This is a genomic window from Psychrobacter sp. HD31 (genome assembly GCF_051097895.1).
Taxonomy (GTDB): Bacteria; Pseudomonadota; Gammaproteobacteria; order Pseudomonadales; family Moraxellaceae; genus Psychrobacter.
In genome coordinates, this window is record NZ_CP142525.1 from 817,624 (window position 1) to 843,774 (window position 26,151).

Annotated in this window: 20 protein-coding genes, 1 tRNA gene and 2 pseudogenes; 8 read left to right on the forward strand and 15 right to left on the reverse strand. The window is 39.3% G+C overall.

What is annotated here, in order from left to right:
* Positions 1-3: 3 nt before the first annotated feature.
* Entirely contained in the window at positions 4-1,047 is a 1,044-nt protein-coding gene (holA, locus tag VH441_RS03490; protein ID WP_434354099.1) for a DNA polymerase III subunit delta, read from the forward strand.
* Between the two features lie 187 nt (positions 1,048-1,234).
* Here the strand turns inward: holA and VH441_RS03495 are convergent.
* The 3 genes from VH441_RS03495 to VH441_RS03505 form a co-directional block, all read right to left on the reverse strand.
* Positions 1,235-1,310 (reverse strand) — tRNA-Lys (locus VH441_RS03495).
* Between the two features lie 87 nt (positions 1,311-1,397).
* Complete coding sequence (locus VH441_RS03500; protein WP_434354100.1) at positions 1,398-1,856, reverse strand: flavodoxin family protein; 459 nt, start codon at positions 1,854-1,856, stop codon at positions 1,398-1,400.
* Positions 1,857-1,929: 73 nt separating this feature from the next.
* A complete protein-coding gene (locus VH441_RS03505) occupies positions 1,930-2,334 on the reverse strand; it encodes an OsmC family protein (protein ID WP_434354101.1) in 405 nt (134 codons plus the stop codon).
* 185 nt (positions 2,335-2,519) lie between these two features.
* Between VH441_RS03505 and dinB the strand changes: the two genes are divergently transcribed.
* The 7 genes from dinB (at position 2,520) to VH441_RS03540 (ending at position 10,524) form a co-directional block, all read left to right on the forward strand.
* Positions 2,520-3,620 carry a DNA polymerase IV gene (gene dinB / locus VH441_RS03510; RefSeq protein ID WP_434354102.1) on the forward strand — a complete coding sequence of 367 codons (1,101 nt, stop codon included), beginning with the start codon at positions 2,520-2,522 and terminating at the stop codon, positions 3,618-3,620.
* A 155-nt stretch (positions 3,621-3,775) separates the two neighbouring features.
* Positions 3,776-4,870 carry a tRNA preQ1(34) S-adenosylmethionine ribosyltransferase-isomerase QueA gene (gene queA / locus VH441_RS03515; RefSeq protein WP_434354103.1) on the forward strand — a complete coding sequence of 365 codons (1,095 nt, stop codon included), beginning with the start codon at positions 3,776-3,778 and terminating at the stop codon, positions 4,868-4,870.
* Between the two features lie 73 nt (positions 4,871-4,943).
* A complete protein-coding gene (gene tgt, locus VH441_RS03520; protein ID WP_434354104.1) occupies positions 4,944-6,095 on the forward strand; it encodes a tRNA guanosine(34) transglycosylase Tgt in 1,152 nt (383 codons plus the stop codon).
* Positions 6,096-6,273: 178 nt separating this feature from the next.
* Entirely contained in the window at positions 6,274-7,299 is a 1,026-nt protein-coding gene (locus tag VH441_RS03525) for an ABC transporter substrate-binding protein (protein ID WP_434354350.1), read from the forward strand.
* A gap of 213 nt (positions 7,300-7,512) precedes the next feature.
* On the forward strand, positions 7,513-8,526 hold the full coding sequence (locus VH441_RS03530) for an ABC transporter substrate-binding protein (RefSeq protein ID WP_434354105.1): 1,014 nt from the start codon (positions 7,513-7,515) through the stop codon (positions 8,524-8,526).
* 292 nt (positions 8,527-8,818) lie between these two features.
* Positions 8,819-9,715, forward strand: coding sequence for an ABC transporter permease (locus VH441_RS03535; RefSeq protein WP_434354106.1), 897 nt, complete (start codon positions 8,819-8,821; stop codon positions 9,713-9,715).
* A 14-nt stretch (positions 9,716-9,729) separates the two neighbouring features.
* Positions 9,730-10,524, forward strand: a complete 795-nt coding sequence (locus VH441_RS03540; protein ID WP_434354107.1) for an ABC transporter ATP-binding protein — start codon at positions 9,730-9,732, stop codon at positions 10,522-10,524.
* 136 nt (positions 10,525-10,660) lie between these two features.
* On the opposite strand, the gene metF is transcribed toward VH441_RS03540, so the two are convergent.
* The 12 genes and pseudogenes from metF to ispC all read right to left on the reverse strand — a co-directional run bounded on the left by metF (position 10,661) and on the right by ispC (position 26,113).
* Entirely contained in the window at positions 10,661-11,629 is a 969-nt protein-coding gene (gene metF, locus VH441_RS03545; protein ID WP_434354108.1) for a methylenetetrahydrofolate reductase [NAD(P)H], read from the reverse strand.
* Between the two features lie 34 nt (positions 11,630-11,663).
* A pseudogene (gene metH, locus VH441_RS03550) lies at positions 11,664-14,309 on the reverse strand (methionine synthase); the annotation flags it as partial.
* 63 nt (positions 14,310-14,372) lie between these two features.
* On the reverse strand, positions 14,373-15,359 hold the full coding sequence (locus VH441_RS03555; protein ID WP_434354109.1) for a multidrug resistance efflux transporter family protein: 987 nt from the start codon (positions 15,357-15,359) through the stop codon (positions 14,373-14,375).
* 85 nt (positions 15,360-15,444) lie between these two features.
* Positions 15,445-16,440, reverse strand: a pseudogene (locus VH441_RS03560) (homocysteine S-methyltransferase family protein); the annotation flags it as partial.
* Positions 16,441-16,598: 158 nt separating this feature from the next.
* Positions 16,599-16,730, reverse strand: a complete 132-nt coding sequence (locus tag VH441_RS03565) for a methionine/alanine import family NSS transporter small subunit (protein ID WP_434354110.1) — start codon at positions 16,728-16,730, stop codon at positions 16,599-16,601.
* A gap of 1 nt (position 16,731) precedes the next feature.
* Entirely contained in the window at positions 16,732-18,210 is a 1,479-nt protein-coding gene (locus tag VH441_RS03570) for a sodium-dependent transporter (RefSeq protein ID WP_434354111.1), read from the reverse strand.
* A gap of 240 nt (positions 18,211-18,450) precedes the next feature.
* Entirely contained in the window at positions 18,451-19,230 is a 780-nt protein-coding gene (gene lpxA / locus VH441_RS03575) for an acyl-ACP--UDP-N-acetylglucosamine O-acyltransferase (protein ID WP_434354112.1), read from the reverse strand.
* Positions 19,231-19,285: 55 nt separating this feature from the next.
* Entirely contained in the window at positions 19,286-19,804 is a 519-nt protein-coding gene (gene fabZ / locus VH441_RS03580; protein ID WP_434354113.1) for a 3-hydroxyacyl-ACP dehydratase FabZ, read from the reverse strand.
* 77 nt (positions 19,805-19,881) lie between these two features.
* Positions 19,882-20,901, reverse strand: a complete 1,020-nt coding sequence (lpxD, locus tag VH441_RS03585) for a UDP-3-O-(3-hydroxymyristoyl)glucosamine N-acyltransferase (protein ID WP_434354114.1) — start codon at positions 20,899-20,901, stop codon at positions 19,882-19,884.
* Positions 20,902-20,932: 31 nt separating this feature from the next.
* The gene (gene bamA, locus VH441_RS03590; RefSeq protein ID WP_434354115.1) at positions 20,933-23,326 is read right to left on the reverse strand and encodes an outer membrane protein assembly factor BamA; all 2,394 of its coding nucleotides are present in this window, start codon (positions 23,324-23,326) and stop codon (positions 20,933-20,935) included.
* Between the two features lie 137 nt (positions 23,327-23,463).
* Positions 23,464-24,846 (reverse strand): RIP metalloprotease RseP, encoded by a 1,383-nt coding sequence (gene rseP, locus VH441_RS03595; RefSeq protein ID WP_434354116.1) that lies wholly within the window; start codon positions 24,844-24,846, stop codon positions 23,464-23,466.
* Between the two features lie 52 nt (positions 24,847-24,898).
* Positions 24,899-26,113 (reverse strand): 1-deoxy-D-xylulose-5-phosphate reductoisomerase, encoded by a 1,215-nt coding sequence (ispC, locus tag VH441_RS03600; RefSeq protein WP_434354117.1) that lies wholly within the window; start codon positions 26,111-26,113, stop codon positions 24,899-24,901.
* Between the last annotated feature and the right edge of the window lie 38 nt (positions 26,114-26,151).

A 26,151-nucleotide genomic window follows, 5' to 3' on the forward strand; every position in this document is an offset into this window, starting at 1 on the left:
CCAATGAATCAGCCATTTTTGTCCGTCTATTCTCGTATCATGACCAATCCAAAGCAGCAATCTGCAACGGGTTTATGGCTTGCGCACGGCAATGAGCCATTAATGAGCCAGTGGCTTGTTGATGCACTCCGCCCTATTTGGCTAGCGCAAGGGCAAAGTGTGACTCGTATTGAGCTTGTATCAGCCAAAACCTGGCAAGAAGTTTTAGCAGAACTAAATAGCCTCTCCTTATTTGACCCCGCTAATGCCATTATCGTCACTGGCAACCATAAGCCAGATAAAGAAACACAAGCTCAACTAATTGAGTTTGCAAGCCAAGCACAACAAGGACAAAATGATAACCACTTGTTATGGATAACCCCAAAACAAGATAAGCGAGCTTTATCTGCTAAATGGGCACAGGCTTTTAATCAGCTTGGTTTAATCATTGATTGTAATTTGTATAATGAGCAGCAGCGACAAGACATTTTACAAGGGCATGCTAACCATTTTGGTTTACAGCTAAATTCCGAGGCATGGCAATTGCTCATGTCTCATACTCAAAATCATTTATTAAGTGCTTATCAATCACTTTGGCGATTGTCTTACTTGTTTTCTCCACAAATTACCGCCTCATCAAGCAATCAAGCAATGGTAGAAATTAATGCCGAGCAAATGCAAAACGGATTGGTTAGTGAGTCTAGCTACAGTGTTTTTGATTTATCCGATGCCATGCTTGCAGGCAATGCGCCACAAGTTGTTAAAATTATCGATGCTTTAAAACATACAGATGAGCCAACCACGCTGGTACTTTGGTCTGTCTCGCAAGAGATGAGGCGCATTCAACAACTCATGGATGGAAAAGACCCGCAATCAATTGGTATTTGGCGAAGTAAACAACGCCTGTATCAATCCGCTGTCAATCGGCATAATTTCCAAAGTACCCAAAATTGGTCTGCACTCTTGTTAAAATGCGATCAATCGATCAAGGGTATTATAAAACAGCCTGCATGGGAGCTACTACTGCAACTGTCTTTAGCTGTTTGTGGCGTTAATCTTTTTGCATAAATCCGTTTTTCATAAGCCAGCTTTCGCTAAAACACTATATATCATATCGCTATTTATCATCCTTTATACATTGTGTGTATATTCTTTTTTATATTTTTAAATACAAAGATTTTTAGTTAATAAATTTTTGATTATTTATCAAAAAACAAGCATAAAAAAACCAGCTTTAATAAGCTGGTTTTAAATATGGTGGGTTGTGCAGGATTCGAACCTGCGACCAATTGATTAAAAGTCAACTGCTCTACCAACTGAGCTAACAACCCTAAGTGAGCGGATATTATACCCAATAATTTTTTTATTGCAAGCCTAATAACAAAATATATTTTAATAATTTTTTTTGGCTAAAAAAATTAAAATATTCCAGCATCAACACCAGCTGCAACCGTCATTGCAAGTTCTGCCACTTGTTCAATAAAATCATCACGCCACGCCCCTTTAAGTACTAAAGGTTGTTGCACTAACTGCCATTTAAGCCCATTATTGATGGTTTTCAAAGCGCGTTTTGTTCCTTCTCCATCAAACCCAGCTCTAATATAAATGGCATATGCCATACCTTGTTTTTTATCTAAACACTGATAATAGCACCTATCAAAAAAGTCTTTGGTTAACCCTGCCATATACCCTAAATTTTCGGTTGTACCCAATATCACAGCATCGGCAGTTAGCACATCATCAGCCTGTGTATGTTGCGGTGACTTACAAACCACCTCAACGTCAAAATCGTGATGGTTAGCAGCCCTATTAGCCGTATCCGCTAATGCTTGGGTATTTGCCGATGGCGCATGTGCAATAATTAATATCTTTTTCATATTCATTGACCAGTTGCTAGTAATTGACAATGGACTAAATAAAAACTAATACATAATCAGTAACGCATTACAGTTACGCAAAAACAAATTCAACATTTTGTAAAATATCTGGGTGGATGCTTTTAGCAACAGGGCAAGTGAGTGCCGCTTTTTGTAATATTTTCTTATCTTTATCACTGATTACACCCTGAGCCTTAATCAACACATCTACTTGCGCAACTCTACGAGGATCAGTAGCCATCAATTTGGTTACCTCTGCGGTACTCCCTGTTATATCTAAGCCCATATCATCCGCTTTAATCCCCATAATTGTCATCATACAGCTTGCTAGGCTAGTTGCTAATAGATCGGTAGGAGAAAAAGCCTCCCCTTTACCATGATTATCGGTTGGTGCATCCGTTATAATTTGGTTATTAGATTGTAGATGCACGGCCATCGTTCGTAATTGCCCTTGGTAAGTGACGCTAGCGGTTGTCATTAGTACTCCTCATTTTATAAATTGCTATATTGGCTAAATTACACGTAAGTTACGCCTAAATTACTTTGGTATTTTATCCAGTTAATTCGTTATTTTATACTACCAAATTGACGTCTGTTTTAATAGTTTATCGTGCTATCATTGGTGTTGAAATGAATGCAACACACTTATAACTTTTAAATATAATGACAAGCAACGAGCCTCAAAAACAAACGCAACGTAAAATCATCCATGTAGATATGGATGCCTTTTTTGCCAGTGTTGAACAAAGAGATAACCCCGAATTACAGGGCAAACCAGTGGTTGTTGGTGGCAGCCCTAATAGCCGTGGTGTCGTGGCAACCGCCAGTTATGAGGCAAGGGTTTTTGGTATCCATTCGGCAATGTCTTGCTATCAAGCACAGCAGCTTTGCCCACAAGCTGTTTTTGTGCGCCCAAGGTTCGAGGCGTATCGTGCAGCTAGCCAACAAATCCGCCAAATCATGTTGAGTTTAACCGACATTATTGAGCCGTTATCACTAGATGAAGCCTATCTTGATGTCAGTTATAACCATAATCCAAAGTTTCAACAATCCGCAACTTTGATGGCAAAATGGCTACAAGCTGAGATTTATCAGCAGACTCATCTCACAGCTTCAGCTGGCGTATCTTTTAACAAAATGCTTGCTAAAATCGCCTCTGACATTCATAAACCAAATGGCACCACCATCATCACCCCTGAGCAAGCCCCCATATTTATTGCCAATTTGCCCATCGAACGCTTTCACGGTATTGGTAAGGCAACCGCCAAGCGTTTTCATGAAATGGATGTGCATAATGGTGGTGATTTGCGCAATGTTTCGATTGAAACGCTGATTGCCACCTTTGGCAAACGGGGTAAGTTTTATCATGACATTGCACACGGGCGTGACAATCGAGAGGTAAAGTCGCAACGCAAACATAAATCGATTGGTTCAGAAACCACCTTTCAAAAAGACTTAACGGATGATCGCATGCTGCTCACTCAGATATATGCACAAAATTTGGATGCTTATCGTTCATTAAAAAAGAAAAACAAACAAGCACATACCATCACATTAAAAATTAAATACAATAATTTTACGCAAATAACACGTTCACATACACTAAGTACTCCATTTACAGATGAGCAATCTGCCCATTATTGGCTCAATAAGCTATTTGCCGACATACCACGAGAATTGCCTATTCGTTTGGTAGGTGTGACCTACTCCGGCTTAACAGAGCAAACCAATCAACCGTCCAATCAGCTTGGATTATTTGAGTAACCTTTTTAAGTCGCCTTATTGCAAAACATAAACAAATAAACCACCCCTAGTGCAAAAATTAACTAGAATACCACCTCAACACCTTGTAAAATATCGCCTCAACCATATCTAAATAACGCATTCTTTTTTTACCTTTCATCTTGAGCAACACAGCTATGAACACAAATTATTTATCGGTTAATGACTACGACTATCACTTACCAGAAGAACTAATTGCTCGCTATCCGTTAGCCACTCGCTCAGCTTCAAAACTAATGTATGTTGCTAACCAAGGGATTGAAGATAAAAAATTTACAGATTTACCCAGTTTATTAAACCCAGGGGATTTACTTGTTTTTAACGATACCAAGGTGATGAAAGCACGATTATTTGGACAAAAAGATACCGGCGGTAAAGTTGAAGTTTTGGTAGAACGGTTAACCGATGATGAAGCATTTACCAATGGCAATGCTCATGTTGCATTGTGCCATGTTCGTGCCAGTAAAGCACCAAAGTTAGGTCAAATATTAAATCTTGCCGATAATGCCATCCAATGCAGCATGATTGGTAGACATGAAAATTTATTTATTTTAGCATTTAATGCCCCAATTTTACCCGACCTAGAAAAACATGGCGAACTGCCGATTCCCCCTTATTTTGAGCGCCATGCAGATGACACAGATAATGAGCGCTATCAAACTGTTTTTCATGACCCTAACAAGCTTGCCAGTGTTGCAGCGCCCACTGCCAGCCTGCATTTTGATGACGATGTACTAAAAAGCCTAAAAACAAAAGGTATTAATAGCGCGTTTGTCACCCTAAACGTTGGTGCAGGTACTTTTGCACCTGTAAAAACTGACAACTTGCTAGAGCACACCATGCACAGCGAGTACGCGCATTTACCGCAAAGCACAGCCGACTTAATTAATGAAACCCACGCACGTGGCAATAAAGTCATTGCGGTGGGCACAACGGTCACTCGAGTATTAGAAACAGCCTATCAAAAGACTGTTAAAGAGCGTCAATCAAAAGACAATAACATTGCCGCTTGGTCAGGCGATACCAATATTTTTATTTACCCAGGATTTGAGTTTGGGGTTGTTGATCGTCTCATCACAAACTTTCACTTACCAAAATCAACCTTACTAATGCTTGTTTCTGCATTTGCTGATAAACAAAAGATGATGTCGGCTTACGAGCATGCCATCAAGTCAGGGTATCGATTCTTTAGTTACGGTGATTCAATGCTATTAGATAGAGTCATTAAATAAACCACATTAAAATGCTATAATGCAGCCAATTAATTTAACCCCAATACACTAATTTTTATAAGTCTTTTAAGCTATGCAATTTACGTTACACAAAGTCGCCACTGGCGAATCGAGAGCACGTCGTGCAACCGTTCATTTAAATCATGGTGATGTCCAAACGCCTGCCTTTATGCCTGTGGGTACTTATGGCACGGTAAAAGGTATGTTACCTCGTGATATCAACGAAATTGGTGCCGATATTATTTTAGGTAACACCTTTCATCTATGGCTACGTCCTACCACCGAAATCATTGACCAGTTTGGCGGTTTACACAAATTTATTAATTGGGATAAACCAATTTTAACTGACTCTGGTGGTTTTCAGGTGTTTAGTTTAGGGGCAATGCGCAAAATTACTGAAGAAGGTGTTCATTTTAAATCGCCAATTGATGGGGCTAAAGTATTTTTATCGCCAGAAAAATCAATGCAAATTCAATATTCTTTAAATTCAGATATTGTTATGCAGTTTGATGAATGCACCCCCTACCCAGCAACGCATGACGAGGCAAAAAAATCTTTAGAGATGTCTTTAAGATGGGGACAACGCTGTATTGATGAACACAAGCGTTTGGGTAATACCAACGCTTTGTTTGGAATTATTCAGGGTAGTATGTACCCAGATTTGCGTCAACAATCTTTAGATGGTCTACTAAATATAGACTTTGATGGCTATGCCATTGGTGGGTTGTCTGTTGGCGAACCTAAAGAAGAAATGATGAAGGTACTTGATTATCTACCGGATGATATGCCAGCAGATAAACCACGTTATCTTATGGGCGTTGGCAAACCTGAAGACTTGCTTGAGGGGGTTCGTCGTGGTGTTGATATGTTTGATTGTGTCATGCCAACACGTAATGCACGTAATGGACACTATTTTGTTAGTGGTGATGAAGAAAACAAAGGGATTGTACGCATTCGTAACAGTCAATACCGCAATGATGAAAGACCACTGGATCCAGAATGTGACTGTTATTGCTGTCAAAACTTTAGCCGTGCCTATCTTTACCACCTAAATAAATGTAAAGAGATGCTTGGCGCACAATTAGCCACAATCCATAACCTACGTTTTTATCAAAGACTGATGGCAGACATCCGTACTGCAATTGAAGAAGACAGATTTGATGAATTTGTAAAAACATTTTATGAAAAACGTGGACAACAAGTACCCGAATTAAATTTACAGTAAAAAATTGATATTATCATCAACGTATTAAAAATTATGAGCAGGCTAAATAGCCTGCTCTTTTTTTTATATCAGTTTATATAAAAAAGCACTTGCATTATTTTAAATAACCACTAAAATGTATCATCATACTAGAACATTGATATTTACTAATAATCATCTCAAAATATTATATAAGGTAATACCCATGCTTACATCTTCTCTCTCTCGTTTATCATTAACCCTTGGCTTGGCAACTATTGTTACCTCACTGGTTGGTTGCTCAAATCCAGCCAACAATCAACAAACTAATAATGCTGAAGGCAAAGAACATAAAAGTGTGGCAATTACTGCCATTGTAGAACACCCATCACTTGATGCAATACGTGAAGGGGTGATTGACGAGTTGGCAGAACAAGGCTACAAAGCAGAAGAAAACCTAACGGTTAATTTCCAATCAGCACAAGGTAACATGTCAACAGTTGGTCAAATTTCTAAACAATTTGTGGCAGATAGCCCAGATGCCATTGTGCCGATTTCAACGCCATCTGCCCAATCTGTTGTCGCATCTAGTAAAAGCATCCCTATCATATACACTGCTGTATCAGACCCCGTAGCTGCTAAATTAGTAGATGCCAATAACAAGCCTACTCAAGCTAATGTCACAGGGCTTTCTAGCCAATTACCATTAGAACCGCAACTTGATTTAATTCAACAAATTAAACCAAATGCCAAAGTTGTTGGTTATGTTTATAGCCCGGGAGAAGCCAACTCAGTTGCACTAAAAGAAAGATTAGAGCAACTACTACCAGTACGTGGACTTGAGTTGTTAGATATCCCTGCTAACCGCCCAACTGATATCGGCATGGCAACTCGCAGTTTACAAGGTAAAGCCGATGTTATTTACACATCAATGGATAATAATGTTGCCTCAGCCTTTGAAGCAATGACTCTTGCTGCAAATGAGTTAGACATCCCAATTATTGCATCAGATGAATTTAGTGTGCAACGAGGCGCAACGGCTGCCTTAGGCGTCAATGATTATGACTTTGGTCGTTCAACCGGTAAAATGGTTGCTCAAGTTTTAAACGGCACACCAGTCAGTGAAATTAAACCCGCTATTATGAATGACCTTACCTTGTTTATTAGCCCTAAGCATGCCGAGCAACAAGGGGTGACATTACCTGCCAATATTACTAAAAATGCCATCAATACCGATGACAAATAAACATAAAACCTCACCATAAAATAAACATCATCAGTCTGCTTTTTTTATACATGAAAAGCAGACTTTTTTATCCCCTAAATCTTGCTAACCAGAGTATACAGACAATCATCGAATAAACTGGTAGAAACAATTGCTTTACAAACAAAAAGTTTAATACTACCATTAGTTAATTAGGATTTTTTTTGATGAGGTTTAAATTAAGGAGTAATGTTTATGTATCACCCATCTCAACTAACAAAAACACTTTTAGTAGGCGGTTTGTGTACAGCCTTAATGGCATGTGGTTCACAAAAGCCAGCAGAAGAAAAAGCCGCTGGTAGTGACGCTGCAACAGAAACCAAAAATGTTGCCATTACTGCCATTGTTGAGCACCCTGCACTAGATGCTGTTCGTGAAGGGGTTATTGAAGAGTTAGCTTCTGAAGGTTTTAAAGAAGGCGAAAACCTAACAGTAAACTTTCAGTCAGCTCAAGGTAATACCGCTACTGCTGGGCAGATTGCTAAACAGTTTGTGGCAGATGCACCCGATGTGATTGTTGCGATTGCCACACCTTCAGCACAGTCTGTTGTTGCTGCAACCAATACCATCCCAGTGGTTTTCTCTGCTGTGACTGACCCTGTAGAAGCTAAACTTGTCGATAAATTAGATGGCTCTGGTACTAACGTTTCTGGTGCTTCAGATGCACTACCTTATGAACCACAAATTGAGCTAATGAAACAAATCATCCCAGAGCTTAAAAATGTTGGTTATGTTTATAGCCCAGGTGAAGTTAATTCAACCATCGTGCTAAAAAACTTAAAAGACAAGCTAACACCAATGGGTATCAATGTAGTTGATGCACCCGCACAAAAAAGTAGCGACATTGCTATGGCGGCACGTAGCCTTGATGGTAAAGTAGATATGATTTATACCTCAACAGATAACAATGTTGTATCTGCCTATGAATCACTCTATCAAGCGGCTAAAGAAACTAAGATCCCATTAATCGCATCTGATACAGGCTCTGTAGAGCGTGGTGCAACTGCGGCACTGGGTGTTAATTACCATGATTTAGGTATTGAAACTGGTAAAATTGTTGCTAAGATCTTAAATGGTGAAGAGGCAGGTAACATCCCTGTTTATACCGCAACTTCTTTAGACTTGCATGTTAGTCCTAAACATGCAACTGAGCAAGGCATTGAGTTACCTAAAGAGCTGGTAGAAAAAGCCAAAGAAGTTCTCGAATAGATTTATTTTTTAACTAAAAGACTTACATTATTGTAAGTCTTTTTTGTTTCTGCCTTGTAAATATTTAACTATTTACGTTTTCTTGCTACAATACTTGTTTATCTTTTAATTCCAAATCTTCGCTATTTAACTGGCTTGTAAGGTATTGAAAATGCAACAAACCATACCTGGCTCTATGCCCCATATGTATACGTTTTGGTTTACTACCACAGCAGACTGTTTAATCTGTTGATTTTTTAACAAACGGTGGTTTTGTAACTCATAAACCATCAAACTTAGGACTTTGTGTTATATGTCTTTAATTGCTTTTTTTGCAGCCCTAGAAAGCGGTCTTATTTACGGTCTAGTCGCACTTGGCGTTCTTATCTCCTTCAGAATTCTTGACTTCCCAGATTTAACAGCAGATGGTAGTTTCCCCCTTGGTGGTGCCGTTACCGCCGTTGCCATTGTTGCTGGTTTTAACCCATGGATAGCCTGTATTTTTGGTATGCTAGCAGGTGCTGTTGCTGGTGTTGTCACTGCCTGGTTACATGTCAAGTTAGGAATCCTCCAGCTATTAGCAAGTATTTTAGTAATGGTTGCCCTTTATTCAATCAACTTGCGTATTATGGGTGCTCCTAACCTTGCACTGCTTGGCGAAGAGTCAGTATTTTCTGGCTTAGTGACCGACGAAAATGGTGCTTGGATGCGCTGTATTATTATTGGTATGGTACTTTTAGTTGCTAAACTGTTTTTAGACTGGTTTTTTAATACAGAAACAGGTCTATCTATGCGTGCGACAGGATCTAATCTTAGAATGGCACAAGCACAAGGCATTAACACATCATGGTCAACGATTTTGGGCATGGCAATATCAAACGCGCTTATCGCTTTAGGCGGTGCTTTATTTGTACAAACACAGGGGGGCGCTGATTTGTCAATTGGTATTGGTACCATTGTTATTGGCTTGGCAGCGGTAATTATTGGCGAAACCATCATCCCAGCTAAACGTATATTCTTAATTACTTTATCTGTTATTGTGGGTGCCTTTTTATACAAACTCTTTATTCAAATTGCGTTATCAAGTGACAGCTTACGCAGTATTGGTTTTGGCTCGCAAGATTTAAACCTAATTACAGCACTGTTAGTTATTGTTGCATTGGTGCTACCTCAAATTAAATCAAAACTAATTACAAAAAAACGTGGTTAAAGGAGTAACACATTATGATGCAAGCAAAAGATTTAAAATTAACCTTTAACCCTGGTACACCCATTGAAAACCCTGCTTTACGAGGCATTAACTTAAACATTGATGAAGGTGAATTTGTTACCGTTATTGGTACTAACGGTGCAGGTAAATCGACCTTTTTAAATGCCATTAGTGGTACCACTTTAGTTGATAGTGGCAGTATTTTATTAAATGGTGTGGATGTAACTAAAAAAACTGCTTACCAACGTGCTGACTCGGTTGCCCGTGTTTTCCAGGACCCTATGGCCGGGACTTGCGAGGCACTAACGATTGAAGAAAACATGGCACTTGCTTTTAAACGTGGTGGCAAACGTGGTTTAGGCTTAGCACTAAACAATAAAAACCGCCAAATTTTTAAAGACAAACTTGCCATATTAAAATTGGGGTTAGAAAACCGTTTAACTGACCGTATGGGGCTTTTGTCTGGTGGTCAACGCCAAGCAGTTAGCCTGCTTATGGCTTCACTTCAGCCATCAAAAATTTTATTATTAGACGAGCATACCGCCGCACTTGACCCTAAAACAGCGGCTTTTGTGTTAGAACTTACAGATCAAATTGTCGTAGAAAATGGTTTAACAACGATGATGGTGACACACTCAATGCAACAAGCTTTGGCACATGGCACACGTACTGTCATGTTGCATCAAGGGCAAGTTGTACTGGATGTATCTGGTGATGCACGTAAAGGCATGGGTGTGGAAGATTTACTTCATATGTTTGAAAAAACAAGAGGTGAAAAAGTTGAAGATGACAGCTTATTATTAAGCTAAGCGTTGCTATCTTAATTGCACTTCATGGCTGATATTGTAACTCCCCCATTAAAAAAGAGAAGCCATAATTAGCAAACACCCAAAACCAAAAAACCCCGAACTGTGATGACAACTCGGGGTTTTTAATTTACAAAGCTTAAAATACCTCTTTAGCAATGGCTTTAATATTGCTACTTTTGCCCATTGAGTAGTAATGAACCACTGGCACACCAGCTTGTATCAACTCACGACTCTGCGCAATTGCCCACTCTATACCGACTTGTCGTACAGCTTTATTATCTTTACATGCCTCAATGGCAGTCACTAAGTCATCGGGTAAATCCAGTTTAAACACCTGTGGTAATACCTGCATATGGCGTTTGATAGCAATTGGTTTAATACCTGGTATTATTGGTACATTAATACCCATTTCACGAGCTTTTGCAACAAAGTCAAAATATCGTTGGTTATCAAAAAACATTTGAGTGACCACATAGTCTGCACCTGCGTCGACTTTTTCTTTTAGTCTTCGTAAATCGGCATCTAAACTTGGGGCTTCCATATGTTTTTCAGGGTAACCTGCAACGCCAATACAAAAATCAGAACGATGCGCATCCGTAATCTGCTCATGCAGATATTGTCCATTATTCATATTAACAATTTGCTCAACCAACTCTTTTGCGTAGTGATTACCGCCATGCTGTGGAGAGTAATACTGCTCATGCTTCATGGCATCGCCACGCAAGGCAACCAAATTATCCAATCCCAGATAATGGCAATCCACCAATACATATTCAGTTTCTTCTTTAGTAAAGCCCCCACACAAGATATGCGGAATGGCATCCACATTGTATTTATGCTTAAGTGAAGCGCAGATACCAACAGTTCCTGGTCTCATACGGGTAACTTTTTGTTCTAACAGCCCGTTTTCTTTAGGGATGTAAATGTGCTCTTCACGTGAGGTGGTCACATCAATAAATGGCGGATTAAACTCCATCAAAGGGTCGATGTTATCATAAAGAGTTTGAATGTTTGAACCCTTGGTTGGTGGCACAATTTCAAAAGAAAACAGGGTTTTTCCCTTTCCTTTAGATTGAGCATTGGCGATGTGTTCGGTGACTTTCATTGTAATCAATCCTTAAAACTATAAACTCTTAAAACTAATCTACAAGACTCGGAAACAACCACTTCCTAGCCTTTTCAATGTCGATATCTTTACGCTTGGCAAAATCCTGTACTTGTTCATCGGTTATTTTACCCAGTCCAAAATATTTACTTTCAGGGCTAGCAAAATAATAACCACTGACACTAGACGCTGGCAGCATTGCCAAGCTCTCGGTTAAGCTGGTACCAATGTTGTTTTCTACGTCCAATAACTGCCAAATAGTTTCTTTTTCTAAATGGTCTGGGCAGGCAGGATAACCTGGTGCAGGACGAATGCCGGTATAACGCTCTTTAATCAGTTCATCATTATCAAGCTGTTCCTCACTGGCATAGCCCCAATGCTGAGTACGAACTCGGTGATGTAAATACTCGGCAAAGGCTTCGGCAAAGCGGTCTGCCAACGCCTGCACCATAATGGCATTATAGTCATCCTGCTTATCTTTATAAGCTTGTGCCAACTCGTCTGCACCAAAAATAGACACACAAAATGAGCCAATATAATCCGTTCTGCCACTTTCTGTTGGGGAAATAAAGTCTGCTAGTGCCGTATTGGCAACCCCCTTACGTTTTAGTGCTTGTTGGCGAAGCGTGCGGAAAATGGCGACTTCTTTGCCATGCTTTTGCACCGAAATATCATCCACATTGACCGTATTGGCTTCAAACAACCCAAATACGGCTTTGGCTTTTAATGACTGCTCTGCAATCAACTTATCCAGCATAATTTGAGCATCTTGATACAGCTGAGTGGCTTGTTCACCCACCACTTCATCGGTTAAGATGCGTGGATATTTACCATGCAAATCCCAACTTCTAAAAAATGGCGTCCAATCAAAAAAAGGTAAAAGCTCTTTTAAGCTCAGTTGAGTCAAACGTTGCACGCCCATCTCTTTGGGCTTTTTAATGGTTGCCGTTTGCCAATCGAGTTGTAATTTATTCGCTCGGGCATCTGCAAGAGATAAATAGTCCTTTTTCTTACTACGGTTATGAAATGCGTCACGGAAAGCATCATAGTCTTGCTTAATGCTTGCCACGTAATCTTTTGAGGTTTCTTGATTGAGTAAGTCGCCAACCACAGTCACCGCACGAGAGGCATCATTAACGTGTACCACCGCATTGTTATACTCAACATCAATTTTTACTGCGGTGTGTGCTTTGGAGGTCGTTGCACCACCAATTAATAGCGGAATCTTAAACCCTTCTCGCTCCATCTCTTTTGCCAGATAAACCATTTCATCCAATGATGGTGTGATTAGCCCGCTTAACCCAATGGCATCAACTTTTTCTGTTTTGGCGGTTTCGATGATTTTTTCTGGTGGTACCATCACCCCAAGGTCAACAATCTCATAGTTATTACAGCCCAACACCACAGACACAATGTTTTTACCAATATCATGCACATCGCCTTTAACTGTTGCCATCAGGATTTTACCCAATGCCTGCTGTTCGCCAGATTTTTCTGCTTCAATAAAAGGGTTGAGATACGCAACGGCTTTTTTCATTACTCGAGCCGACTTAACCACCTGCGGTAAAAACATTTTGCCTTCACCAAACAAATCACCCACCACATTCATGCCAGCCATCAGATTCACTTCGATAACCTCCAGTGGCTTACTGGCTTGCTGTCTGGCTTCTTCTACGTCATCAATAATATATTGGTCAATCCCTTTAACCAAACTGTGGGTAATGCGTTCTTGCAAATCAAGCTGTCGCCATTCATCATTGACGACCGCTTTTTTGCCGGTCGATTTAACCGTTTCGGCAAAGTCGAGCAAACGCTCTGTGGCATCATCACGCCTATCAAGAATCACATCTTCAACATGCTCCAGCAAATCTTTAGGGATGTCGTCATAGACTTCCAACATGGTTGGATTGACAATCCCAAAGTTTAGCCCAGCTTTAATCGCATGATATAAAAACACCGAGTGCATTGCCTCACGCACCGGATTGTTACCACGGAACGAGAATGACACATTACTCACTCCACCACTGACGCTGACATGGGGTAGATTTTGGCGTACCCAACGGGTAGCTTCAATAAAATCAATGGCATTGCGGCGATGCTCTTCCATACCCGTAGCAACAGGGAAAATATTGAGGTCAAAAATAATATCTTCAGGTGGGAAGTTCACCTTATCCACCAGCACACGATAGGAGCGTTCGGCTATCTCGATGCGTCGCTCATAAGTATCGGCTTGCCCCACTTCATCAAACGCCATGATGATAACCGCGGCTCCATAGCGTTTGATGCGGGTAGCTTCCCAAATAAACTTCTCTTCGCCTTCTTTTAGGCTAATCGAGTTAACCACGCTTTTGCCCTGCACCACCTGCAAGCCTGCTTCGATGATATCCCACTTGGAGCTGTCAATCATCATTGGCACACGAGCGATGTCTGGCTCAGCAGCGATAAGGTTTAAAAACCTTACCATGGCTTGCTTACCATCAATCAATCCATCATCCATATTGATGTCGATAATCTGAGCGCCACCTTCTACTTGATGGCGTGCAATGGCAAGGGCTTCATCGTATTTTTCTTCTTTAACTAAACGCAAAAACTTGCGAGAGCCAGCCACATTGGTACGTTCACCAACGTTAATAAAATTACTCTCTGGGGTGATGATTAAGGGTTCAAGACCACTTAAACGCATGGGTCGCATAAGGCTTCCTATCAAACTAAAACTTTAAATTTTTAATAAATACTACAATTTTTATGCATATTTTGAAAAGAGTACCAATCCTGTGACAATCAGTCCAATGCCAATCAGTCCAATAAAGCTGGGGAAAGGCGTGTTCAAAAGTATCATACCACCAATTAAGGCAAATATAACTTCACTGGCTTGTGTGGCATCAACACCAGCGACTTCTTGTGTGCTCTTTGCGTGCTCTCTTGCATATAAAAACAGCCCCGTGGCAATAATACCAGAAAATAATGCCACCAAAAATGTATTAAAGGCTTGAGAATAACTGGGTAAACTCGGTCGATAAACCAAGCCAAGCAATAACCATAGTGGAAAACTGCCAACTGTCATTAACCAAATTTTGTTAAATGCATTATTTAATAAGTTGGTATCAATAATGGGTATCCGTGTTTGCAAGCCACCTTGTCTTTTATCTGCATTATCTTTATTTTTAGCATTATGAGAGGCCTGCCAGACTAGCTGATTTCCAATAGGATAACAAAATGCCGCTACAAAAGCCGGTAATGCACCAAAAATTAACGAATGCCATAAATTAACATCGCTGGCTTGGGTATGACTGGCCTCACTAAGGTTAACCAATACAACGCCAATAAAAATCATCATGGCAAAAACGATGATTTGTTTACTGAAACGTTGACCAAAAGCATACAGTACAAATAGGCTAGCAACCACAGTAAACATAAAAGTAGATGCCACTACCCAACCACTTGCATGATCACCAGCAAAACAGATACCTGCATAAAACAAGCCAAAGCCCACACCACCTGTAACACACCAAAAGCGCCAGTGCTCAATAAATATTTGTGTTAATTCTGTTAACCTGCTCATACCGTATCGCAAAGCAATAAACACAGATAACATCAAAAACATGAACACATAACGCAAACTGGCCGACCAAAACCAGTGCCCTCCTGCACCACTCATCAGTTCATTTAAAACAAACGTAGAACTAAAAAAGGCACCTGCAAGCAAGCCTAAAAAAATAAGTCTTAACATCGTATCCCTTGCATCAAAATCTGTTACCAGCGGAATCAATCATTCAAACGATAACAAGACCATCAAAAATCTAACTAAACTATCCTAACTTTCTCGGCTGATATTTGGCCGCTACCGCTGTAATTTGCCTAATATGTTCAGGCGTTGTACCACAACAACCACCAACGATATTTATCAAATCCTTTTTAAAGTATTCTTCTATCTGACGGGCAGTTTCTTCTGGTGTTTCATCATATTCGCCAAAGGCATTTGGCAACCCTGCATTTGGGTGGGCAGAGATAGCAAACTCCGTTTTATTGGCAATGCTCTCAAGGTGCGGCTGCAATAGGTTTGCTCCTAATGCACAGTTAAAACCAACTGACATCAAAGGAATATGAGAAATCGAAATTAAAAATGCCTCTGCCGTTTGCCCTGATAAAGTTCGCCCAGAAGCATCCGTAATAGTGCCAGATACCATAATTGGTAAATCTTTGTCAGTTAAACCACGCTCTGCTTTCACTTCTTCGATAGCAAACAATGCCGACTTTGCATTGAGTGTGTCAAATACAGTTTCTACCAGTAAAATGTCAGCACCGCCATCAAGCAAACCTTCAACCTGTTGCTTATATGCCACTCGCAAGTCCTCAAAGGTTACCGCTCTATAGCCTGGGTCATTCACATCTGGTGACATACTGGCGGTACGATTGGTAGGCCCCATTGCGCCAGCGACAAACCTTGGTTTATGTGGCTCCTTGGCTGTCATCTCATCCGCCACTTGTTTGGCTATTTTTGCAGATTCATAATTAAGCTCATAAACGAGGTCTTCCATCTCATAGTCTGCCATGGCGATGGTGGTACTGGAGAAGGTATTGGTCTCAACAATATCAGCACCTGCTTCAAAATATTTTTTATGCACGTCTTTAACGGCTTTTGGCTGAGTAAGCGACAACAAATCATTGTTACCCTGCAAAGGTACCTTAAAGTCAGCAAATCGCTCCCCTCGAAAGTCTTCTTCGGTAAATTTGTATTCTTGTAACATGGTACCCATAGCACCATCAAGGATAAGTATTCTTTCATTTAGGGCTTTAAAAATATTATTCATACTCGGTATTAGGTTGGCATCTTTTAAACAGATTATTTTAATAGAATTTTACTCTATATAGTAATTCTTATTCGTTATATATCAATATAATTATTATATATATTACATTAAAAAAACAGCCTTATTGTTTAAGGCTGTTTTTGCTAATTGATAAAAAATTATCGTTCTTCTAAGCCAAGCTCTTGCATGCTTTTATCAGGATTCTTAATAAGATGGATAACTGCCATCAATAAACCACCCCAAATTAAAACCATAGAAAGAACCATAAAGATAATTGCGGTTGTTGTCATGTTATTCTCCTTTTCCTTTTGCGCTGGTTAAAATCAAGCTACCAATACCTAGGAATGCTAACACACCCCAACCAAATATCATTAATATTGGTGTTGAATAACCCTCATATGGGGTTTCAAACAATGATACAAGTTTAAATAATAAAGTTGTAATCAATGCAACAGGGGTAACAACCGTCAACATAAGCGACCAGAAACTACCAAGTTTAAAGCTAGAAATTTGGTTCATATGCTCAATAATACCTGGAATCTTGTTACGATTAAACCAGAATACCCAGATGATTGAAATTAGACCACCATAAACAATACCAACGTTATTTGAGAACTGATCGATAACATCAACAAGGATGAGTGAGCTACCAGTTGAGAAACCAACTATTGATATAAACGCAGCACTACCAACAACTAAGGCAACTGTTTTTGGGCGGCTCCAACCAAACTTACTTTGGAACGCTGCAATTGGCACTTCCAAAATACTCACTAGTGAGCTGATACCAGCCACTACTAATGAACCAAAGAATAAGAAGCCAATAATATCGCCACTTTCACCCATGGTAGAAATAATTTGTGGGAATACAAAGAAAGCCAGACCAACACCACCTTTTGCAACTTCTGAAACATCTTGACCCGTTGCGTGTGCCATAAAGCCAAGTGCAGAGAAAATACCAATACCCGCTAAAATTTCAAATGATGAGTTGGCAAAAGCAACAACCAGCCCAGAACCTGTTAAGTTGGTGTTACGTTTTAGGTATGAAGAGAATGTTACCATGATACCAAAACCAATAGATAACGAGAAAAATACATGTCCGTATGCTGCAAGCCATACATTAGGATCTGCCATTTTCTCCCAGTTTGGCGCAAAGAAAGCATTTAGACCTTCGGCAGCACCTGGTAGGTTAATGGCTTTAAAAACCATAATACCAAACAATACCACCAACAATGGGATACAGATTTTGTTTGCTATCTCAATACCTTTACGGATACCACCAAACATAACCAGCAATGCAATCATCCAAATAATAACCAAACCAATGAACATTTGTGGAACAAATGAGCTGGTTAATTCACCTGTGTGTTGGATATAGTCTTCAACAAAGAAGGTGGTTGTATCATCGCCCCATTTTTGTCCAAAAGAAAAGAAGGTATAACTACCAGCCCATACAATCACTGCTGCATAATAGACAGCAATAACCCAAGAAACCAGTGTTTGCCACCAACCAATGCCTTCAGCAGATGGTGTTAATTTTTTATAAGCTTTTGGTGCACCACCTTGATATTTGTGACCAATTGCATAGTCTAAGAATAATAACGGAATAGCTGCGGTAAATAATGCTATTAGGTATGGTAGTAAAAATGCACCACCACCATTGTCATACGCAACATATGGGAAACGCCAAATGTTTCCTAACCCTACTGCTGAACCAATTGCCGCTAAAATAAATGCGGAACGTCCAGACCAATTTTCTCTTTGTCCTGACACAAATCTCTCCTTTAAAATTAACCACATTCATAACTAAAAACATGGCTAAACAAATACAATAATTTTAAATAAAGTAGCATTAAAAACCTAAAGATATAATACTGAAACAATAAATAACAATATGCCTACTTTATATTAGGCTTCCAATACTCTTACAATTAGTAAAAAATGTCAAGGCAAAAATAAAAGAGACATAACATATAGTTATATCTCTTTTGAATAATGAATGATGGTAAACGCTTAACGAGTGATACCACGTTTACTGTTGGTTAACGACTCAATCAGAAATCTAATTTTTTCTTCTTTAGGAAGTAGCTCACTCTCTAACTTTTCTATTGCTTGTTTTGTCGTAAGCCCAGAGCGGAATATCACTTTATAGGCTTGACGTAGATGATTAATTGATTCTTTAGACCATCCTTTACGTCTCATACCCTCAATATTTAAACCATGTGCCTTGGCAGGATTGCCAGAAACCATGACCATTGCTGCCACATCTTTAAGAATCAAACTTTGACCGCCAACAAGGCTAAAATCATCAATTTTACAAAATTGATGAATGCCTGAGTTGCCACCCAACACAATATGATTCCCAATATGACAATGCCCTGCAATACCTACATTATTGGCTATCACATTATGATCACCAATCACAACATCATGTGCCACATGTGTGTTGACCATAAACAGGTTATGGCTGCCTACTTTAGTAACCCCTTTATCTTGGATTGTGCCACGATGAAAACTACAAGACTCTCTTATAGAATTATGGTCACCAATTTCTAACCAAGTGTCTTCGCCAGCATATTTTAAATCTTGGCAGTCTTCTCCAATACTAGCAAACTGAAAAATTTCATTATCTTGCCCAATTTTAGTATTTTTTTTAACAACCACATGGCTATGTAACACGGTGTTTGCTGCAATACTAACGTTATCGCCGATGATACAGTAAGGTCCAACAATCACACTAGGGTCAACTTGAGCTGACTCAGAAATGATAGCTGTTGGGTGGATATTACTCATTGTCATACCTTGAATGTTAAAATTATTGCGATATTGTATCAAAAAAATGTACGTATTACTTTAGTGCATCACGTGTTTGCTTAATTAACATGACTTCGGCACTTGCTGCCAGCTCACCATCAACTGAAGCTTTACATTTATATTTATAAACATTACGTTTTACCATGGCAGCTTCTGCCTCTAACAGTAACCTATCACCAGGGATTACCTGCCTTTTAAAACGGACCTTATCCACCCCACCAAACAAATAAATACCGCCATCCGCTAAATCTTTTTTGTCAGATATAAAACCCAATACGCCTGCAAGTTGCGCCAATGCTTCTACCATCAAAACCCCTGGCATTAATGGTTGATCGGGGAAGTGTCCATTAAAAAATTGTTCGTTACTACTCACATTTTTGTAACCAACAATAGATTTTCCTGGGCAAATAGAGACGACTCTATCCAGCATAACAAAAGGATAGCGATGCGGTAAATACCTCTTTAGTTGTTCAGAATTTAATGGGAGGTTAACCTCTATTTCTTTTAAAAAGTCCCAATCAGACGCTTTCATATTATCAGTTGCCTGTATCATACATATTCCTTTACTTTTACAGTGTTTTTAGTTGTGTTTTACGTTAATACGTTAAGTGAGATAAAAACGTATTGCTATTATTTTTTTCCAGACTTACGGAAATGAACCACCGCTCGTTTCCAATCGTTTGATGGCATAACAGGAATGCCAGATGAATAAGTACCAGATTGATTGATAGACTTTATGACCATAGTCATGGCTGTAATGGTAACATCATCACAAATGGCTAGATGCCCTGCAATGCCTACTGCACCAGCCACAATACAACGTTTGCCTAATCTGGTACTGCCAGCAATACCTGTGTTTGCAGCAATCGCTGACCCAGCGCCAATATGAACATTGTGCGCGATTTGAACTAAATTATCAATAATGACATTATCTTCAATCACGGTGTCATCAATTGCCCCTCTGTCAATACAAGTATTTGCACCGATACGAACATGATTACCAATAATGACTCTACCAAGTTGAACAATACGCTCCCACCCAGCTTGCTCCCCTGCATCTGCCGGATTTTTTGTCGGTGCAAAACCAAAACCTTCTGACCCAATGCTAGCACCATTGTGTACTCTAACATCATTGCCAATTTGAGTTTGAGATGCGATGGCAACATTTGGTTTTATCACACAGTTTTTGCCAATCAAGCAATCTTCTTCAATCACCACATTAGCGGCAATCTGGGTACCATTACCAATTTTGGTATGTTCTCCAATACTCGCATAAGCACCAATTACAACATCCTTACCAATCACCGCACTATCAGCAATATTAGCGGTTGGGTGGATATTGGCAACCAATGCAGTATCAAATAGCTGACTACAACTGGCATATGCTAAATATGGGGAAGAAACCACCAAAGCAACCGTATTTTGAGGCACTTCTACGCCATCCGTCACAATAGCAACCCCCGCGTTAGATTGCGTAAGCGTATAAGCATATTTAGCCTGTGCTAAAAATCCAATTTGTTGGCTAGTTGCTTTATCTAAACGAGCAAAGCCCTGCATTTGCAAGGCCAGCGCTGAACCAGTCAATTCAAGTTTATTCATGACTGGTTGGCGTGTTTCGATTTTTTCAATGAGTTTGGCAATGGTTACCATACTAATTATTTCACCTTATTTACTATCATAATTAGAATACATTACCAATCTGGAACTGTATTTTCTCAGTCTTGTCGCCTTCTTTATCGTTAAATGGTACCGCATAACTTAATGAAATAGGACCAATGGGCGTATACCAGGTTGTACCCACACCCGCACTATAGCGGAATTCATTGTCTTGCTCTAATAGCGGAATGTCCTTCGCTTTACCGTAAGAAAACTTTTCGTCTTCTTTACCGGTTGTATCAAATACTTGACCACCTTCAACAAACAACACTGGACGTACTTTATCGGTCCAATCTCCTTTAAATGGCAACGGTAAAATTAGCTCGGTACCAAAAGTTGCAACGGCATTACCGCCAACTTCTTCATGCACATAGTTTTTATCAACCTGAGTATCATAAAGGGCTTGAGACGTTGGACCTAAACTTGAGGTATCATAACCACGTACTGAGCCATAACCCCCAGCATAAAAGTTTTCATAAAACGGTAAATCATTACCATAACCAAGTTTGGTATAACCCCGCAATACAAAATTGTCTTTATACAGTGGGTAATAAATATTACCTTTATAAACCGCTTTTTGATATGTTTTATCGCCAAAACCAAGGGTTAAGTCAACATCATGACTGATACCTTTTGTAGGAAACACAGGTTTATCTAAGCTGCTATAGTTCCAACCTAACAGTAGGTTATAAGTCGTGTAGTCGTTTTCTAAAGTAAATCTTTGATCATCATTACTCGTAAACTCTTTTATATCAACACCATCATCCAGCATGTCTTGTACATTAGAAATACCCATCCAACGTCCACCACGTACTTTTGTTTTATCAACATTTAAGCCTGCACTAAGACGGATGTTTTCATTAACTGGGTATCCATAACGCAATGTACCACCATAAGAATCCATCACATAGTTACTCACATTTTTATCATCGTATTTTGTTTTACGATAATAACCATTGATACTTTGCGATACACCATCTTCAGTAAAATAAGGGTTGGTTAAACCAAGGCTATAGCTATCACGAGATTCTGTTCGAGTAAAGCCTAAGTTAACTCGGTTACCTGTACCCATAAAGTTACGCTGAGATAAATCTGCCTGGAACGTCAAACCACCACTTTGAGAATAACCAGCAGCTAATGTAGAACTGCCTGTGGCTTGCTCCTCTACCGTGTAATTTATATCAACCTGATCTGGTTGATTTGGTACTGGCACGACATCAACTTTTACATCCTTAAAAAATCCAGTGCGCATTAAGCGGGTGCGTGACAGTTGAATTTTTTCATTAGACGACAATGCCCCTTCTAGTTGTCGCATTTCGCGGCGTAGGACTTCATCTTCTGTTTTGGTATTACCAACAAAATTAATACGACGCACATAAACTGGCTCTGATTGATTCATAAAATATTCTACATCAACCGTTTTATTTGCATCATTAATACGCGTAATAGGACGAACTTCTGCAAAGTAAAAACCATCATTACCAAAATGGTTAGCAATTGCGCTGGTTGTTTTTTCTAGTTCAGCCTTTGAGAAGAGGTCACCTTTTTTAAAGGTCACTAAATCTGCCAATATAGCTTCGTCATAAGTTTTGTCACCTTTAAAACCAACGCTATTAAAGTTATATTGCTCGCCTTCTGTGATATCAACATTAATATTCACGCTTTTTTTATCATCGCTTAATTTTGCATCTGCCACATTAACTTTTGCACGAACAAAACCTTCGTTCATGTACATGGTTTTCAGTTTTTCAACACTTGCTGCCAATTTATCTTTTGCATAACGGTCAGAGTTACTTAAAAAGCGATACCATGCGCTCTCTTTTAATAAAAATGCGCGTTTAACATCACCATCACTAAAATGGTTATTGCCACTTACATTAATGTCGACAACTTTTGCTGCTTTGCCTTCATCAAAAGTAATATCTAATTTGACACGGTTACCATCTAATAAAGTCTGATTAACCTTAATATCACTGTTATGGTAGCCTTGTAATATGTACTGTTGTTGTAGCTCGTTTGCAACCCCATTTAATGTCGACTGTTTAAGGACATTCCCTGGTGCCAAACCTGCTGTTTTTAGCCCAGCATCCAAACCTTTTGTAGGAATTAATGAGTTACCATCAAAATTAACTTCGGCAATAATTGGTCGTTCAACAACCTCAAATAAAACCTTACCATTATTAACAGTCGATTGGATATTAGCAAAGTTACCTGTTTCGTACAGAGCTTCAATACTTTGTGCCAAACGTGCTTCTGTTAGGCTACTACCAGCAGAAATCGGTAATAATGGGTACAAGCTGGTTTGAGACAAACGTTGTAAACCACTAAACTCAATATCCGTCACTATTTGCTCTGCATGCGCAGATACGGATATCATCGCTGCAACTAATGGAAGTACTACAAGGTTAGAATGTTTCATAAATGATGTTCTCGTAATTGTATTTAATCTTCATTTAATTTGACTAAGGTAAGGTAAATGCGACCTTTTGTCTATAGTTTTACAAAATATTTCTTAATAAAAACGCCAGCGTAACAAATGCCTACATAAAAGTTTCATTACAGCAATCTACCAATATCCAATGTGATTGCCAATAGCATTAAACTCATCATTAATAGCATCCCAATATTAAGCCCTATTAATTGCGTTTTTTCAGATAATGGTTTGCCTCTTATCAGCTCAATTAGGTAATACAACATATGCCCACCATCCAATACCGGAATTGGTAATAAGTTAAGCACGGCAAGACTAACGCTAATGATTGCAGCAAAAGAAACCACTGCTTGCCAGCTAATTTCGAACGTTTGTTTAGCAACTTTAGCAATGGTAATAGGACCTGATATATTTTCAATCCCTATCATGCCAGTTAACATTTTTCCCATAGATTTAAGCGTCATCCATGACATGCTCCCCGTTTTATCAAAGCTTTTGCCAATGGCAGTGATAGGATCATAAACCACCATTTTTTTATAACTTTCTGGCACTTTAATATCAACAGGCTTAACACCTGCACCTAAAAAGCCAACTTCTCTGCCATTATCATCTTTTTTGCCTTGTGGCATAATTTGTAATTCAACCGCACTGCCCTGACGTAGTACCGTGAAAGCAAGTAATTTTTCTGGATTTTCCTGAATCATGTTGACGGCAGATAACCAGTCATTAATTTTAGTACCATTAATATGCGTGATGACATCTCCCACTTGCATACCCTGACGGATTGCTGCACCATCTTCGCTTAACTGCCCAACTACCGGTTTGATTTTTGGTTGCCAAGGTGCTACACCCAAAGCCGCTAATGGACTTTTGCCTTTATCGTCACCTTGCATAAATTCTTTAATAGCAACTGGATAGTTTTTTGTTGTATTGAGTGCCGTATCACCCTGATAAGGTGTCACTGTAACCGTGATATTTTTGGTTTCTCCCATATAATCAGCTAATTTATAATTAATTGCTTCCCAGTCATTTACTGGTTTACCATCAATCGCACTAATCATATCTCCAGCTTGCATTTGTGCTGTTTGGGCAAAGCTGTTGGGCACAATAGAACCTATTCGCGTGTTATATTGCTCACTTGGGGTAATGAACAGCACCCAAAATAATACAATCGCAATCAAAAAGTTCATTAACGGACCTGCCAATACAATGGCTATCTTTTTTAATGGGTGTTGACTGTTAAAGTCGAGATGTTTTTCATGTTCCGCAACTTTTACCTCTCGGCTGTCTAGCATTTTTACATAGCCACCAAGTGGTAATGCCGAAACACAGTAGTTAATATCCGTTTTTTTACTGGTCCAACTCAGCAGTTTTGGTCCAAAACCAATAGAATACGTAATCACTTTAACACCGCACAAACGGGCAACAATATAGTGCCCCCACTCATGCAAAGCGATTAAAGGACCTAAAACAAAAATTGCAGCTAAGATTGTATAAATAAGTGTCATTTCAAAAAAATATTAAAATAAATGGATAGCATGATGCTATTTGGGTTATGAGCTATTTCAACGATAAACGATTGATTGCCATTTGGGCAGCTTGTCTGGCAGAACCATCAACCAATAAAATTTGTTGAAGGCTATTAATTGTATTTGCCGAATTTGCATTGGTTGACATCGCCTCTAATACTAACTCATTAATGTTTGCAATGTCTGTCAGCCTGATTTGTTTTTGTAAAAATGCGTCTACCGCTACTTCATTACTGGCATTTAAACTAATGTTTGCCCAGCTGCCTGCCTGCATTGCTTGCCTTGCTAAACGTAAACACGCAAACTTTTGCAAATCTGGCTCTAAAAACTCCAGCTGACTCATTTTGTATAAGTCTAAACGTTGTACACCACTTTCAATACGTTGTGGATATGCCAAGCAATGGGCAATTGGCGTGCGCATATCGGGCGAGCCCATTTGCGACAAAATGCTGCCATCTACATATTCAACTAACGAATGAATAATGCTTTGGGGATGCATCACCACTTTAATTTTATCTTCAGGTAAATTAAATAAATGGCAAGCTTCAATTAATTCCAGCCCTTTATTCATCATAGTAGCAGAATCAACAGATATTTTTTGTCCCATCGACCAATTAGGATGTGCCACAGCTTGCTCAACCGTTGCCATTTGCATTTGTTTAAAATCTGAATGCAAAAAAGGACCACCTGAAGCTGTTAACCATAATTGGCGAATACCATAATCAATATTGTGAATATTTTCACTATGTTGTTGAACCGCTTGCGGTAAGCTTTGAAAAATTGCATTATGTTCAGAATCAACAGGCAATAAGGTAGCGTTTGCATGGCGCGCTGCTGACATCATCAACTCACCTGCCATTACCAAGGCTTCTTTATTGGCAAGCAAAATTCGTTTGCCTGCCTGCGCCGCTGCAAGTGTTGACTCTAACCCTGCACTACCAACAATTGATGCCACCACAGTATCAACTTGGCTATCTGAGGCAATATCTTTTAGCCCAGTTTGTCCGCCAACAACCTCAATTTTTAAACCCGCATCTTGCAAACGTGTTGTAAATGCATCAACCTCTTTTTGCGCAACTGCCACTCTTTTAGGCAAAAATTGCTGACAAAGCTCAAACAGTCTATCAAGGCGACTGAAGCCAGACAAAGCATAAACACTAAATTTATCTTTATGTTTATTAAGGATATCAAGTGTGCTTGTACCAATTGAGCCTGTTGCACCAAGTATGGCGATTTGTTGAGTCACTTAAACACCTTTTTTGATAAGTTAAATAAATATGAACT